Annotated in this window: 13 protein-coding genes; 8 read left to right on the forward strand and 5 right to left on the reverse strand. The window is 61.7% G+C overall.

Going from position 1 to position 14,467, the window contains the following annotated elements:
- Window positions 1-31: 31 nt before the first annotated feature.
- Both I6L48_RS12030 and I6L48_RS12035 read left to right on the forward strand, forming a co-directional pair.
- Window positions 32-589 (forward strand): hypothetical protein, encoded by a 558-nt coding sequence (locus I6L48_RS12030; RefSeq protein ID WP_109112813.1) that lies wholly within the window; start codon window positions 32-34, stop codon window positions 587-589.
- A 54-nt stretch (window positions 590-643) separates the two neighbouring features.
- Entirely contained in the window at window positions 644-1,345 is a 702-nt protein-coding gene (locus I6L48_RS12035) for an SIMPL domain-containing protein (protein WP_010675156.1), read from the forward strand.
- A gap of 162 nt (window positions 1,346-1,507) precedes the next feature.
- Here I6L48_RS12035 and I6L48_RS12040 read toward each other — a convergent pair whose 3' ends face one another.
- Window positions 1,508-2,884 (reverse strand): amino acid permease, encoded by a 1,377-nt coding sequence (locus tag I6L48_RS12040; protein ID WP_039041364.1) that lies wholly within the window; start codon window positions 2,882-2,884, stop codon window positions 1,508-1,510.
- A gap of 359 nt (window positions 2,885-3,243) precedes the next feature.
- Here I6L48_RS12040 and I6L48_RS12045 point away from each other — a divergent pair, with 359 nt between their 5' ends.
- A complete protein-coding gene (locus I6L48_RS12045; protein ID WP_052814577.1) occupies window positions 3,244-3,516 on the forward strand; it encodes a hypothetical protein in 273 nt (90 codons plus the stop codon).
- Between the two features lie 129 nt (window positions 3,517-3,645).
- Here I6L48_RS12045 and I6L48_RS12050 read toward each other — a convergent pair whose 3' ends face one another.
- Entirely contained in the window at window positions 3,646-4,458 is an 813-nt protein-coding gene (locus tag I6L48_RS12050) for a pyruvate, water dikinase regulatory protein (RefSeq protein WP_113070083.1), read from the reverse strand.
- A 307-nt stretch (window positions 4,459-4,765) separates the two neighbouring features.
- On the opposite strand from I6L48_RS12050, the gene ppsA reads away from it, so the two are divergent.
- Window positions 4,766-7,138, forward strand: coding sequence for a phosphoenolpyruvate synthase (gene ppsA / locus I6L48_RS12055; protein ID WP_113070084.1), 2,373 nt, complete (start codon window positions 4,766-4,768; stop codon window positions 7,136-7,138).
- A gap of 118 nt (window positions 7,139-7,256) precedes the next feature.
- Window positions 7,257-8,711 carry a molybdate ABC transporter ATP-binding protein ModF gene (modF, locus tag I6L48_RS12060; protein WP_216987270.1) on the forward strand — a complete coding sequence of 485 codons (1,455 nt, stop codon included), beginning with the start codon at window positions 7,257-7,259 and terminating at the stop codon, window positions 8,709-8,711.
- Window positions 8,712-8,922: 211 nt separating this feature from the next.
- On the opposite strand, the gene I6L48_RS12070 is transcribed toward modF, so the two are convergent.
- Together I6L48_RS12070 and I6L48_RS12075 are read right to left on the reverse strand one after the other, a co-directional pair.
- Window positions 8,923-9,462: an isochorismatase family protein gene (locus tag I6L48_RS12070; protein ID WP_113070086.1), complete on the reverse strand. Its 540-nt coding sequence runs from the start codon at window positions 9,460-9,462 to the stop codon at window positions 8,923-8,925.
- Between the two features lie 69 nt (window positions 9,463-9,531).
- Complete coding sequence (locus I6L48_RS12075) at window positions 9,532-9,918, reverse strand: VOC family protein (protein WP_113070087.1); 387 nt, start codon at window positions 9,916-9,918, stop codon at window positions 9,532-9,534.
- A gap of 340 nt (window positions 9,919-10,258) precedes the next feature.
- On the opposite strand from I6L48_RS12075, the gene I6L48_RS12080 reads away from it, so the two are divergent.
- Window positions 10,259-11,080 (forward strand): MetQ/NlpA family ABC transporter substrate-binding protein, encoded by an 822-nt coding sequence (locus I6L48_RS12080; protein ID WP_041214971.1) that lies wholly within the window; start codon window positions 10,259-10,261, stop codon window positions 11,078-11,080.
- Between the two features lie 53 nt (window positions 11,081-11,133).
- On the opposite strand, the gene I6L48_RS12085 is transcribed toward I6L48_RS12080, so the two are convergent.
- Window positions 11,134-11,856, reverse strand: a complete 723-nt coding sequence (locus tag I6L48_RS12085) for a phosphatase PAP2 family protein (protein WP_113070088.1) — start codon at window positions 11,854-11,856, stop codon at window positions 11,134-11,136.
- 250 nt (window positions 11,857-12,106) lie between these two features.
- Here I6L48_RS12085 and I6L48_RS12090 point away from each other — a divergent pair, with 250 nt between their 5' ends.
- Window positions 12,107-13,228: a 4-phosphoerythronate dehydrogenase gene (locus I6L48_RS12090; protein ID WP_045524344.1), complete on the forward strand. Its 1,122-nt coding sequence runs from the start codon at window positions 12,107-12,109 to the stop codon at window positions 13,226-13,228.
- A gap of 147 nt (window positions 13,229-13,375) precedes the next feature.
- Window positions 13,376-14,392 (forward strand): aspartate-semialdehyde dehydrogenase, encoded by a 1,017-nt coding sequence (locus I6L48_RS12095; RefSeq protein WP_041214974.1) that lies wholly within the window; start codon window positions 13,376-13,378, stop codon window positions 14,390-14,392.
- Window positions 14,393-14,467: the final 75 nt, after the last annotated feature.

Consider the following 14,467-nt stretch of genomic DNA (forward strand, 5'->3'; position numbering starts at 1 on the left):
AAGATAGCTGCAGTATCAGGAGAGGGTCACCATGCAGTCATTCAACTGGGTCGACATCGACGGCATTCGCTATAGCTGGAACGGGCAGGACAATATCGTCTGCACCGGCCGCTTTGGCTATCAGGCCACGATGACGGGTGACACGCTCAACGGTCTGGAGCTGGAGAGCGAAGATGGTGAGGTGGCGGGGTTGCTGAATGTGGACTTTGCCGCTTCTCGTATCAGCTTCACGCCTGCAGAGGATGCGCCCCTGCCCCATATGATGGTGCTGGTCGGCCATGAGTGGGGGCAGCAGGAGTATTCGTTGCAGAGCCTGAGCGATACCTCCTTGCAGGGGCTGCTCAGCCACGGTGAGGAGCTTGACTGGGGGGGGCTGGCCGTCGTGACGACGTCCGAGCCGAATCTGCCATCACAAGGTCATGTTCTGTCGTGGGATTCGTTCCACTTTGAGGATGAATCGCTGTTTGGCAGCCCGGCGCCTGCTTCCGTGATGACAAGCCATGGCAATTCAGGAGGAGGGGAGATCAGCATCAATATCGACATGACCAATCAGGTGCTGGACCAGATCCCGCCGACACACGATATATGAATCCCAATCGACGACATGCATAATGACCTCCATCTAAATGATGGAGGTTTTTTTATGTGGCGTCCCCTTCTTACCCTGTCCGCGCTGGTTGTCAGTGCTCCGTTGCTTGCCATCGAGGTTCCTCAGGCCCCCCATCTGGTCGTCAGTGGCTATGCGGAGCAGAAGGCTGAACCAGACATGCTGACGCTCAATGTCGCCGTCACGGCACTGGAGAAGCAGGGCATCAAGGCCAAACAGCAGGTAGATACCAAGGTAGCAGCCTTCTTTGGCCAGCTGGAGAGCCTCGGCATCAAGCGCAGCGACGTGGAGGCTGGCAATCTGGTGATCTCCCCCGAGTATCAATATCCCCAGAACAAGCAGCCTGAAATGGTGGGTTACCGTGCCCAGCGCCAACTGGCCGTCAAACTCTATCAACTCGACAAACTCAGCCAGTTGATGGATACCGCCCTCAAGGCGGGTCTGGAGTCCGTGACCCAGATAGAGTACGGCCTGAAGTCACCACAGGTCATCAAGGAGCAGGCCCGGCTTGGTGCTGTCGCTGATGCCACGAGCAAGGCGGAATCCCTGGCCAAGGCTTTCGGCATGAAGCTTGGCAAGGTGTATAGCGTCGAATACCGCAACAGTTCCCCCATGCCGGTCTATACCCGTGCCATGAAGGCCGCGGCAGCCCCTGCCGCCGACATGATGGAAAACAGCTATCAACAGCAGCAGATCAGCATCACTGACAATGTAGAAGCCGTCTTCCTGCTGGAATAACACAGCCCCTTTGTCCATCACTCAAACCCGAGGCAACCCCTCGGGTTTGTCATTGCAGGGACTGGCAGGACAAGCGAGCCGCGAACTGGGTCAGGTGAAACGGGAATGGAATAAAAAAATGCCGGTCACTGACCGGCATTTTTGTTGGAGGAGGCTCGATGCCTAGCCCAGGTTGGTCGCCAGCTTGCGTTGGCTCTTCTGTTTGAGCAGATAGCCGATACCGAGTACCAGGACCCAGGCCGGGATCAGCTCGACCGAGATGCGGGTGCCGTCGTTCATGTACATGATCACCAGGATGGCGGCCATGAAGGCGAGGCAGAGGTAGTTGCCAAACGGGCTCCACAGTGCCTTGAACTTGGTGGTGACGCCTTCTGCAGCCTTCACCTTGCGGAACTTGAGGTGCGCCAGGCTGATCATGGCCCAGTTGATGACCAGGGCGGAGACCACCAGGGACATCAGCAGACCAAAGGCCTTGCCCGGGATCAAATAGTTGATGAGCACGCACAGCAGGGTGGCCGCGGCCGAGATGGTGATGGCGGTCAGGGGCACGCCGCTCTTGCTGGTCTTGAGCAGGGCCTTGGGGCCGTTGCCCTGCTTGGCCAGGCCAAACAGCATGCGGCTGTTGCAGTAGACGCAGCTGTTGTACACCGACAGCGCGGCGGTCAGCACCACCAGGTTAAGTACGTTGGCTACCAGGTTGCTGTCGAGCGCATGGAAGATCATCACGAACGGGCTGCCGCCTTCCACTACCTTGCCCCAGGGATAGAGGGAGAGCAGTACGGTGAGGGCACCGATGTAGAAGATGAGGATGCGGTAGATCACCTGGTTGGTGGCCTTGGGGATGCTCTTCTCGGGATTGTCCGCTTCCGCTGCCGTGATGCCGACCAGCTCCAGACCGCCGAAGGAGAACATGATGAAGGCCATGGCCATCACCAGCCCGCCGACGCCGTTGGGGAAGAAGCCCCCCTGGGCCCAGAGGTTGCTGACCGTGGCCTCGGGGCCGCCGCTGCCGGAGAACAGCATCCAGCCGCCGAATCCAATCATGCCGAGAATGGCGACCACCTTGATGATGGCGAACCAGAACTCCATCTCGCCGAACGCCTTGACGTTGGAGAGGTTGATGGCGTTGATCAGCACGAAGAAGAAGGCCGCCGACATCCAGGTCGGGATCTCGGGCCACCAGTACTGGACATAGATACCGACTGCCGTCAGCTCGGCCATGCTCACCAGCACATAGAGCACCCAGTAGTTCCAGCCGGAGGCGAAGCCGGCGAAGTCACCCCAGTACTTGTAGGCAAAATGGCTGAATGAGCCGGCAACCGGCTCTTCCACCACCATCTCGCCCAGCTGGCGCATGATGAGGAAGGCGATGAAGCCGCCGATGGCATAACCCAGCAGCACCGCAGGGCCCGCCATCTTGATGGTGTCGGCAATGCCGAGGAACAGGCCAGTACCGATGGCACCGCCCAGTGCGATGAGCTGGATATGGCGGTTTTTCAAACCGCGCTTGAGCTCCTCGCCGTGTTGTTGAAGATCCATGCTTCCTTCCTTACGTCGCTGAAATCACTCGGCTCGCGTCCCGTCAGCCACAGCACGTCCTCTGCCTGGCGCGGCATCTTGTGCCGAAAACGTGACGAAATCCGTATTTATATCGTTACGGTTTGCCGCTGGCTGTTTTTTGTAGCGGCTACCAACCCGAGCAGAATAGTGATAATCGACCGACCATGCACCTGTTTTCCTCATCATCGGCTGCTGTTTTGTGCGCCATGCAGGTTTTTCATGATCTGGAAAGGGGTTTTGAGAGTGATTGCTGGTTTTATGTTCGAATGGATTTCCATATCTTGACTCTGTCCGGTTTTCATGGCCTTGTTGCCCTTTGATAAAAAGGGACTCATATGATGGAGCGCATAGTAGGTGGCCTGGTGATGGCCGTGCTCTGGCTCGGGATCTGGCTATCCCCCATGTTGCTGACGATGGCGATGAGCAGCCTTGTTGTCTGGGGCTGGCTGGGAGCGGATTACCTGGTGAATCACATCGCCATGGTGCTCATCCTTGCTGCCGGGATGGGGCTGGTGCCAGCCTGCTGGCTGAGCGAGCGAGTCCGCAAGGGCAGGGGACTCATTAATTTTCACGGCATGTTGATGAACAACAAGGAACTCAACAAGCCCTGAGCCTGCTTGCCCCGCGAGTGATGGGATGCCAGCGATGATGCTGGCATCATTTTTTCATCCTGTTCTTCTGTTTCGTTATCTTGCCACTCATCTGTTTCATGGTGCGTTGTGCTGTCACAGCCTTGCAGGTTAGCAGAGCTGGCGGCGAAGGCCGGTTGCTTCCAGGATCTTGGCGCTGATCTCCTCGACCGAGTGGGAGCTGGTATCGAGGAAGCGGATCGCCTCCTGGCGGAACAGCCTCTCGACGCTGGCCAGCTCCTGTTTGCATTGATCAAGTGAGGAGTAGCGGCTGTTGGCGCAGCGCTGGTTGCGGATCTCGTGCAGCCGCTGCGGCATGATGGTGAGGCCGAACAATTTGTGGCGATTGGCCTTGAGGGCGGCGGGCAGCTCCAGCGATCCCATGTCCTGCTCGATAAAGGGATAGTTGGCGGCGCGAATGCCAAATTGCAGTGCCAGATAGAGGCTGGTCGGTGTCTTGCCGCAACGGGAGACCCCGATGAGGATGATGTCTGCCTCGTCATACTCCCTGGTGGTGATGCCATCGTCGTTGGCCAGCGCAAAGTTGACCGCTTCGATGCGATCGTCGTACAGCTTGCGGTTTTCCATGCCATGGGTGCGATGCAACCTGGGCTCGGCCTTGATACCGAGCTCCTGTTCGAGAGGGCTCACGAAGGTGTTGAGAAAATCGTGGCTGCTGGCCTGGGCCTTGAGCACCTCTTCACGCACCATGGGGTCGACGATGGTGTGAAACAAGATGGGGCGCACCCCGGTCTGGCGAAACTGCTCGTCAATGCGTGCCCGTACCTGGCGCGCTTTCTCCTGGGTCTCGACAAAGGGGATGGTGACCTGCTCGAAGGCCAGGGGAAACTGGCTCAACACGGCGTGGCCGAAGACTTCGGCGGTGATGGCGGTGCCGTCGGATACATAGAATACGGTGTGCACTGCGGACTCCTGTGGTGCGCTCCAGGGGGCGGCGAGAAATAAGTATCTCTCGAAACCATATCGTTTTTGTCAACAGATCTGCCATGCCCAAGTTGTGAACTCGCTTGCAAACCTGAGTCGTTACCTTTTTGTGTCGCTATTGTAGAATGCCTGTGTCAAACGACCATCCCCAACTCTTGCTCGGGGATTTTTTTGACAATAAATAGAAAACGTTTTCATGGTCGTTGGCAACAGACACTAACAAAAACACACGACTTGGCACAGCAGGTGAATTGTCACCCTGGCCCCCCAACCTGGAGACATGCAAATGCAACAGTACGTACTCTGGTACGAACAGCTCGGTATGCAGGACGTTGAACGCGTCGGCGGCAAGAATGCATCCCTTGGCGAGATGATCAGCAACCTCTCGGGGGCCGGCGTGTCCGTGCCGGGCGGGTTTGCGACCACGGCCTTTGCGTTTAACGAGTTTCTGGAGTTAAGCGGCCTCAACGGCAAGATCCATGATCTGCTCGACAGTCTGGATGTGGATGACATCGCCGCCCTCAACCGGGCCGGTCAGCAGATCCGCGACTGGGTGGTGGAAGCGCCCTTCCAGCCCGCTCTGGAGCAGGCGGTACGCGAGGCCTATGACAAGCTGAGCGCGGGGCTCGAGGCCTCCTTTGCCGTGCGCTCCTCCGCCACTGCGGAAGACATGCCGGATGCGTCGTTTGCCGGTCAGCAGGAGACCTTCCTCAACGTGCGCGGCATCGATGCCGTCATGACTGCCATCAAGCATGTGTTTGCCTCTCTGTTCAACGATCGCGCCATCTCCTACCGGGTCCATCAGGGCTATGACCACAAGGGGGTCGCTCTCTCCGCCGGGGTACAGCGCATGGTGCGCTCGGATCTCGCCGCCTCCGGCGTCATGTTCACCCTGGACACCGAATCCGGCTTCAACGACGTGGTCTTCATCACCGGCGCCCAGGGCTTGGGCGAGATGGTGGTGCAGGGGGCCGTCAACCCGGACGAGTTCTATGTGCACAAGCCGACCCTCAAGGCCGGGCGCCCCGCCGTGGTGCGCAAGACGCTGGGCTCCAAGCTCATCAAGATGACCTACTCCGGGGATGCCGGTCATGGCCGTCAGGTGAAGGTGGTCGACACCACCGATGCCGAGCGCAACCGCTTCTGCATCACGGACGAGGAAGTGATGGCCCTGGCAAAGCAGGCCCTCATCATCGAGCAGCATTACGGTCGTCCGATGGACATCGAGTGGGCCAAGGATGGTCAGGATGGCAAGCTCTACATCGTTCAAGCCCGTCCGGAAACCGTGCGTAGCCGCCAGGAAGCCAATACTCTCGAGCGCTTTGCCCTCAAGCAAACCGGCAAGGTGCTGATCGAGGGGCGCGCCATCGGCCACAAGATTGGCGCGGGTCCGGCCCGTGTCATCTCCTCCATCAGCCAGATGGATGAAGTGCAGTCTGGCGATGTGCTGGTCACCGACATGACCGATCCGGATTGGGAGCCCATCATGAAGCGCGCTTCCGCCATCGTCACCAACCGGGGTGGACGCACCTGCCACGCCGCCATCATCGCCCGGGAGCTCGGCATTCCGGCAGTGGTGGGTTGCGGCAACGCCACCGACCACATCCAGGATGGTCAGCTCATCACCGTCTCCTGCGCGGAAGGGGATACCGGCTTCATCTATGACGGCGAGCTCGACTTCGATGTGGCGGTGACCGAGGTGGGCAACATGCCGCGCCTGCCCATCAAGATCATGATGAACGTCGGCAATCCGGACCGCGCCTTCGATTTTGCCCAGTTGCCGAATGCCGGCGTGGGCCTGGCCCGCCTCGAGTTCATCATCAACCGCATGATCGGGGTCCACCCCAAGGCGCTGCTGGAGTTCGATCAGCAGACCCCGGAACTCCAGGCCACCATCACCAGGATGATCGCGGGCTACGAGAGCCCACGGGAGTTCTACGTGGCCAAGCTGAGCGAGGGGATCGCCACCCTGGCGGCCGCCTTCTGGCCTGAGCGGGTCATCGTGCGGATGTCGGACTTCAAGTCCAATGAGTACGCCAACCTGGTGGGGGGCCGTGGTTACGAACCCCATGAAGAGAACCCCATGATCGGTTTCCGTGGCGCGTCGCGCTACATCGCCGACAGCTTCCGCCCCTGCTTCGCCCTCGAGTGCGAGGCGATGAAACGGGTGCGGGATGTCATGGGGCTGACCAACGTCGAAGTGATGATCCCCTTCGTGCGCACCCTGGGTGAGGCGGAGCAGGTGGTGGAGATACTGGCCGAGAACGGCCTGCGCCGTGGCGAGCGCGGCCTGAAAGTCATCATGATGTGCGAACTGCCCTCCAATGCGCTGCTGGCGGACAAGTTCCTCGAGCACTTCGACGGCTTCTCCATCGGTTCCAACGACATGACCCAGTTGACCCTGGGGCTGGATCGGGACTCCGGGCTCATCGCCCACCTGTTCGACGAGCGCAACGAAGCGGTCAAGGCACTGCTGGCCATGGCCATCGCCGCCGCCCGCAAGGCGGGCAAGTACGTGGGGATCTGCGGCCAGGGGCCGTCCGATCACCCGGACTTCGCCGCCTGGCTGGTCGAGCAGGGGATCGATTCCGTGTCGCTCAACCCCGATACCGTGGTCGACACCTGGCTCTATCTGGCCGAGCAGCACAAGGCCGGCTAAACCCGTCCCCGCTTTTTGATGACACGGCGCCGCAATGGCGCCGTTTTTGTCTACGCCCCCCTTTTTCTGTTAAAAGGGGAAAGAGCAAGGCGCTCCGCACCCATCACAGGACGATCCCATGACCTCATTGCAGTGGCAATCCGCCACCCTGGCCCTGCGTGGCCACCACACCCTGGTTATTCCCGAACTCTGTCTCACTCCGCAGGCCTGCTGGGCCTTCGTCGGCAGCAACGGCAGCGGCAAGACGGCGCTGGCGTCGGTCCTGTGCGGCGAGCTGGTCGTGCGTGCCGGAGCGGTATCGGGCCGAGTCCGGGCCGAGCGACTCTCGTTCGAGTCGCAGCAACAGCTGGGGGAGCTGGACTGGCAGCGGCGCAATACCGACATGCTGGGAGAAGAGGAGGAGGCGGGGTATCGGGTATCGACCCTGATGCTAGAGGCGGGGGACGAGGAGCATGAGGCCCGCGCGCTGCTGGCCCGTTTTGGCATCGAATCCCTGTGGGAGCGCCCCTATCGCTACCTCTCGAGCGGGGAGGGGCGCAAGCTGCTGCTGGCTCGCGCCCTGCTGGGTCGGCCCGAGCTGCTGGTGCTGGACGAACCCTTCGATGGCCTGGATCAGGGGGCCAGGGCTTCTTTGATGATGTTGCTGGCCGACCTGGTGTCAGAGGGGCTGCGCCTGGTGGTGATCGTCAACCGTTTTGACGAGATCCCGCCCTTTGCCACTCACCTCGGCCTGCTCGGCGAGTGTCGTCTGCTGCTGGCGGGGGAGCGCGAGGCGGTGCTCGGCAGCCAGGAGGTGGCCCAGCTGGCACGCGCCGAAACCACGTCCCCCCGTTTGCCGCCCCCGCTGACGACACCCGAGCCCTTGCCTCCCGGCCCTCGGGTCGTCATGAAAGCCATGCGTATCGCTTATGGGGATCAGGTGATCATCGATGGGCTCGACTGGATCATTGCCGAGGGGGAGCACTGGCAACTGGTGGGACCAAATGGGGCTGGCAAGTCGACCCTGCTCTCCCTCATCACCGGGGATCACCCGCAAGGTTACAACAATGAGCTCCATCTGTTCGGACGGCGGCGGGGCAGCGGCGAGAGCATCTGGGAGATCAAGCGTCACATCGGGCTCGTGAGCCCGGCGCTGCATCTGGACTATCGTGTCAGCTGCCCGGTGCAGACAGTGATCCTCTCCGGTTTCTACGACTCCATCGGGCTTTATACCCGGCCGGGAGATCGTCAGCTGGCGCTGGCCAACGCGTGGCTGGCCCTGATGGGGCTGGCCGACCAGGGGGTGCAGCCTTTCCACTCTCTCTCTTTCGGTCAGCAGCGACTGGTGCTGATCGCCCGTGCCCTGGTCAAGCATCCGCCGCTGCTCATCCTGGACGAACCCCTGCAGGGACTGGATCCCCTCAACCGTCACCTGGTGCGGGAGATGGTGGCGCGCCTCGTTGGCGAGGGAACCCAGCTGTTGTTCGTTTCCCATCATGCCGATGATGCACCCCCCGGTCTGACCCACAGGCTGAGCTTCGTGCCAAGGGAGGAGGGAGGATACGACTATCTGCAGGAGCGTCTGGGGAGCTGAGCCGCCCGGGCGGCATGGTCAGAGAGGGGCTGGTTCGGCGAGGAGCGGCGGCATCCCCAGCAGCGTCCAGCACCGCCCGAAGAAGAGCATGATCCCCAGCCAGAGCCAGGCCAGATAGTGACGGGTGGCGGCCATCCCCGTCACCGTCACCATGAGAGCCGTAAGGCGATAGGGGCGAACAGAAAGGGCGCCATATTGTCCATCATGGCGGTCATTTCACCAGGGAGAGGATCTGGCGAAATGCCGGATGGCGGCAATCTCCCATCAGATCAAAGAGACACATCTCCACCGACGTCAGCGCAGCTCCCCTGGCCGCCAGCTGAGTGATGGCGAGATCTCGGTTGGCAAGGGTGCGGGACGACACCGCATCCACCACCAGCGAGACCCGGGCGCCCTTGGCGAGAAGCCCCTGCACGCTCTGGTAGACGCAGATATGGGTCTCGATGCCACATACCAGCCAATGCTCGACCCCGCTCTCGGCCAGGGCGGTCGCCACAGTGGGCTCCCCCAGGGCGCCGAAGCTGTATTTGGGCAGCACAAGATCGCCTGCCTGCAGCGATTGCAATTCGGGCACGGTGGCACCGAGCTTGTCCGGGTTCTGCTCCAGCCAGAGCACCGGCAGGCCCAGCGCCCGGGCCCCTTGCACCAGCCTGGCGGTATTGGCAATCAGGGTGTCGCTCTCCTCGACCAGACGGGCCAGTTTGCCCTGGATATCGACCACCAGCAGGCCAGTGGTGTTTTGCTCAAGCATGAATGTCTCCTTGTCTGTGGCGGACTGCCTCGCCTGAAGTCTTTCGTTGGCTGACTCAGTGGCGCTGCTTCACTCGCTTGCCGTGCCTGGGCATTCAAGGTAGGTCATCGCCTCGATGTTGTTGCCATCGGGATCGCGCAGGAAGGTGGCGTAGTAATTGGGGGCATAGTGGGGACGCAGCCCCGGCAGCCCATTGCAGGCAAAACCTGCCTTGATCCCCGCGTGATGGAACGCATCCACCTGGGTCGCGTCGTCGGCCCTGAATGCGAGATGGCAGGAGGCGCCCTGCTGCCCCCGCTCAATCAGGAAGCCCACGTGATCGCGGCCCATCAGGCCAAAACCGGCCGCCGTCTCATCAGACCATTTGAGTTCTATCAAAAGAGGAGCCAGTACGGTGGCGTAGAAGTGCTGACAGGAGTCAAAACGCACCACCTTGATTTCAACATGATCGAACACGGTGACTCCTTGTGTGGCCTGGGTGTAGAGCAGCCCATCAGGCCCTCATGGGAACCGTTGAAATGGGTATCGAATGACCACAATAAGTTAGTTTGACGCCAGGCAGGGAGAGGGCAAGGCGCATAACTGCGCGCTCTGTCAAAGATTTTTCATCCAGTTGCGGGATGCGCTTTGCTCCGCGCTGGCCAAGCTTGCCCGGTTTTGTTGCTTGGCGAAGGCTACGAGCTCTGTTATGGTGTGCTCAATTAGCCGTTTGGATGGCTAGATGGTTGTGCGCTGACTGCTTGTTCGCGCCCCCGACCGCTCACCGTTTTGATGATCATGTTGACAGGGAGTTTTTATGCAACGTCGTTCCTTCTTCACCCTTTCCGCCCTGGCGTTGCTCGCCAGCAGCCTGCCGCTGTCCGCCTTTGCCATCGATGAGGCGAAGAAAGAGATCGTCATCGGCACCACGGTTGGCGACTTTGCCGACATGGTGACCGACTCTATCAAGCCGCAGCTCGAAGCCAAGGGCTACAAGGTCAAACTGGTGGAGTTCACCGATTACGTGACCCCCAACATCGCTCTGGCGGACGGGTCGCTTGACGTCAACTGCTTCCAGCACAAGCCCTATCTGGAGAGCTTCGCCAAAGACCGGGGTCTCTCTCTGGCGCCCATCACCCAGGTGCCGACCGGCCCCATGGGGCTCTACGCCGGCAAGCTGGGGGATCTGAAGGCGGTGAAAGAGGGAAGCACGGTCGCCATCCCGAACGACCCCACCAACCAAGCGCGGGCGCTGCTGATGTTGCAGGATCTGGGCTGGCTGAGCCTCAAGGAGGGGATCAATCCCCTCAAGGCGAGCGAGTTCGACGTGGTGAAGAACCCCCACAACCTCAAGCTGGTGCTGCTGGAGGCGGCGCAGCTGCCGCGCTCCCGTGAGGATGTGGACTTCTCCGTCATCAACGGCAACTTTGCCGCCTCAAGCGGGATCCCGTTCAGCTCCGGCCTCTTCCTCGAGCGCAGCTATGACTTCATCAACTGGGTGGTGGTCAAGAGCGCCGATGCGGGCAAGCCGTTCGCCAAGGATGTGGCGGCCGCCTACAACTCCCCTGAATTCAAGGCTTATGCCGCCAAGCGCTTCGTCGGCTACAAGTATCCCGAGGGCTGGCAGCAGAAGGGGTGAGTGGCGTACAAGCGATAAAAACGGGCACCCAGGTGCCCGTTTTTTATTGGAGGTCAGTAGTGGCGCAACCACCAGCGGGCGGCCAGGAGGGCGGTGAGGCTGCCAAGCAGGGCGCTTGCCAGCACATCCAGGGGCCAGTGCATGCCGATAAGGGTGCGCGAGAGGCCGATCCCGATGGCCCAGAGCGGCAGCAGCCAGGCCCCGGCGGGTGCCCGGGCCAGCCAGATCAGGCCGAAGAACTGGGCGAGGCTCATGGCGGCGATGCTGTGACCGGAGGGAAAGGCATAGTTGACCTCTGCCTGCCAGTGCTGGCCGAGCCAGGCGGGCAGCGCCAGCAACTGGGTCGCGGCGTGGACCTGTTCACTGCGAAGGGCCTGGCTTCCTCCATAGAACTGGCGGATGGCGGGGATCAGCTCCTGGCTCTCCAGCCAGATGAGGTAGGGCCTGGGCTCCCCGGTCAGCAGCTTGATGAGGCTCTTGATGACCCAGTCGCTCGCCAGCACGGCAAAGAGGGCGCCAGCCAGCGCCAACAAGGCGCGACTGTCCAGCGTCAGCTTGTGTCTTGTGAGCAGCAGCAGGGCGGCGATGGTGAAGACCAGCCCCGGCAAGTCCACCATGCGGGTGAGGGCGTAGGGCCACCATAGCCAGCCCGATTGCAGGGCCTGGGTCATGAACGGCTGCCAGGGCAGGCAGACGAGCAGCAGCAGGGGGAGGAGCAGGAGGGCATTGAAATGAAGCACCTTGCGGCGTGGCAACGAAGAGGAGTGAGTCGGCATCAAGGGGTCCGGTTCGGTGGCGCGAGCGGCTAAAAAGAGGCGTCATTGTGCCAGTCAGGTTGCTCTGGTCAAGGCGAAGGGGGCGAGGGCAACAGGCTGTTACATATGATGCTGCCGGACATCGTGCCCGCACCTGAGGCCGGAAGGCGGAAAGATGGCCGCAGAGCGGTCTGCCAACAAGCCTCTGAAAATCCGTCGCGTTTGGGCTAGAATGGCGCGCCTGTGGCCCCTGTGGACGAGATGCGTGCCGATGAAGATCGTCGTTGATGAAAATATGCCCCATGCGGTGGAGCTGTTTGCGGAATTTGGTGAAGTGGTTCCCCTGCCGGGACGAGAAATAAGGGCCGCGGATCTGCAAGAGGCGGATGTGCTGCTGGTGCGCTCCGTGACCCGGGTCAACGAAGCGCTCCTGGCGAGTTGCCCCAGGCTGGGGTTTGTCGGTACGGCCACCATCGGCACGGATCACATCGATCAGGGGCTGCTGGCGGCGCGGGGCATCCCCTTCTTCAGCGCCCCCGGCTGCAACAAGGTGTCGGTGGGGGACTACGTGCTCTCCGCCCTGCTGGTTCTGGCGGAACGCCATGAGCTGACCTTGAGCGAGATGAGCCTCGCCGTCATCGGTGCCGGCAACACCGGCGAGAGCGTGGCCGGCAAGGCCGAGGCGCTCGGGATGAAGGTGCTGCGCTGCGACCCGCCCCTGGCCCGTAGCGGCGCCGCTGGCGACTTCGTGGATTACCGCACCGCCCTGGATGCCGACATCGTCAGCTTCCATGTCCCCTATCTTCGTGAAGGGGATGAGGCCACCTTCCACCTGCTGGGAGCCGAGGAGATCGCCGAGCGTCCGGCCGGGCAGATCCTCATCAACGCCTCCCGCGGCGAGGTGTGGGACAACCGTGCCCTGCTTGTCCGCCAGCAGGGACCCCATCCCCTGCGACTGGTGATGGACGTGTGGGAAGGAGAGCCGGAGCCCCTCAATGAACTGGTGCCCCATACCGAGCTGGCCACCCCGCACATCGCCGGTTACAGCCTGGAAGGCAAGGCCCGTGGCACCTGGATGCTCTATGAGGCGCTGTGCCGGCAACTGGGGCGCACCCCGCGCCAGGATCTGCAATCCCTGCTGCCTGCCCCAGAGGTGCGCGAGCTGACGCCGGGGCAGCCGGCGGATCAGGCGCTCATCAAGCAGCTTGTCCACCTTGTTTATGACGTGCGCCGTGACGACGCCCGTTTTCGCAACCGGATCGGGCTGCCCGGCAGCTTCGATGAGCAGCGCAAGCGCTACCCCGAGCGGCGCGAACTTGGCGCCCTGCAACTGAAAGGGCCCTTCGCCGACGACAGATTGGCCCGACTGGGCTTTGCCGTCTCGGAGCAATAAACCCGATTTCAACAAGGGGAAGGGCTTGCCCAGGCGGCGCTTCCCCCCGGCCCGGCATCATGGCGGGCCTGTCATCAAACCGATACGCGTGCCAGCCGGGGCCCTCATGCCCGGCCCCGACGGGCCGCATCACAGGAGAACAGATCAGTGAGTCAGCAATTCAACGTAGCGGTATTGGGTGCCAGCGGCGCCGTGGGTCAGGCCATGATCGAGATCCTGGAGGAGCGCGCCTTCCCGGTAGCGACCCTCTATCCGCTCGCCTCCAGTCGCAGCGCTGGGGACACGGTGCGTTTTGGCGGCAAGAACGTCGACATCCTTGATGTGGAGGCCTTTGACTGGAGCCAGGTGGAGATTGCACTCTTCTCCGCCGGTGCCGAGGTCTCGGCCAAATGGGCGCCCATCGCCGCCGAGCACGGCTGCATCGTCATCGACAACACCTCCTGCTTCCGCTACGACGAGGACATTCCCCTGGTCATTCCGGAAGTGAACCCGGACGCGCTGGCCGATTTTCGCAACCGCAACATCATCGCCAACCCCAACTGCTCCACCATCCAGATGCTGGTGGCCCTCAAGCCCCTGCACGACGAGGTGGGCATCAGCCGCATCAACGTGGCGACCTACCAGTCCGTCTCCGGTTCCGGCAAGGAAGGGGTGAGCGAGCTGGCGGGCCAGACCGCCCACCTGCTCAACGGCCGCCCGGTGGAGCCGACCCTCTATCCGCAGCAGATCGCCTTCAACCTGATCCCGCAGATCGATGCCTTCACTGACAACGGCTACACCCGGGAAGAGATGAAGATGGTGTGGGAGACCCAGAAGATCCTGGGGGATGCCAGCATCGCCGTGAACCCTACCTGCGTGCGGGTACCGGTCTTCTACGGTCACGCCGAGGCGGTCCATGTGGAGCTGCACCAGCCGCTGGACGCCGAGCAGGTCAAGGAGCTGTTGCGCAATGCCCCGGGCGTCACCCTGTTTGATGATGAAGGGGACTACCCGACCCCGGTGCGCGATGCCACCGGTCAGGATGACGTGATGGTCGGGCGGGTACGCCAGGATATTTCTCATCCGAGTGGTATCAATATGTGGATCGTGGCCGATAACGTTCGTAAGGGCGCGGCGACCAACAGCGTGCAGATTGCCGAACTGCTGGTACGCGATTACCTCTGAGGCCGGATGTCGGCCCCGGGCGGGGAGGGAACCCCGCCTTGATGTGGGCGCCCTGGCCCCGGTATGTGACCGGGA

This window comes from Aeromonas sp. FDAARGOS 1418 (genome assembly GCF_019048585.1).
GTDB lineage: Bacteria > Pseudomonadota > Gammaproteobacteria > Enterobacterales > Aeromonadaceae > Aeromonas > Aeromonas caviae.

What these genes read in the sequence shown, in the direction of transcription:
- I6L48_RS12090 (WP_045524344.1), top strand. Translation starts at nt 12,107, where the DNA reads ATGAAGATCGTCGTTGATGAAAATATGCCCCATGCGGTGGAGCTGTTT.
- I6L48_RS12040 (WP_039041364.1), bottom strand. Translation starts at nt 2,884, where the DNA reads ATGGATCTTCAACAACACGGCGAGGAGCTCAAGCGCGGTTTGAAAAAC.
- I6L48_RS12035 (WP_010675156.1), top strand. Translation starts at nt 644, where the DNA reads ATGTGGCGTCCCCTTCTTACCCTGTCCGCGCTGGTTGTCAGTGCTCCG.
- I6L48_RS12080 (WP_041214971.1), top strand. Translation starts at nt 10,259, where the DNA reads ATGCAACGTCGTTCCTTCTTCACCCTTTCCGCCCTGGCGTTGCTCGCC.
- ppsA (WP_113070084.1), top strand. Translation starts at nt 4,766, where the DNA reads ATGCAACAGTACGTACTCTGGTACGAACAGCTCGGTATGCAGGACGTT.
- I6L48_RS12045 (WP_052814577.1), top strand. Translation starts at nt 3,244, where the DNA reads ATGGAGCGCATAGTAGGTGGCCTGGTGATGGCCGTGCTCTGGCTCGGG.
- I6L48_RS12085 (WP_113070088.1), bottom strand. Translation starts at nt 11,856, where the DNA reads ATGCCGACTCACTCCTCTTCGTTGCCACGCCGCAAGGTGCTTCATTTC.
- I6L48_RS12070 (WP_113070086.1), bottom strand. Translation starts at nt 9,462, where the DNA reads ATGCTTGAGCAAAACACCACTGGCCTGCTGGTGGTCGATATCCAGGGC.
- I6L48_RS12030 (WP_109112813.1), top strand. Translation starts at nt 32, where the DNA reads ATGCAGTCATTCAACTGGGTCGACATCGACGGCATTCGCTATAGCTGG.
- modF (WP_216987270.1), top strand. Translation starts at nt 7,257, where the DNA reads ATGACCTCATTGCAGTGGCAATCCGCCACCCTGGCCCTGCGTGGCCAC.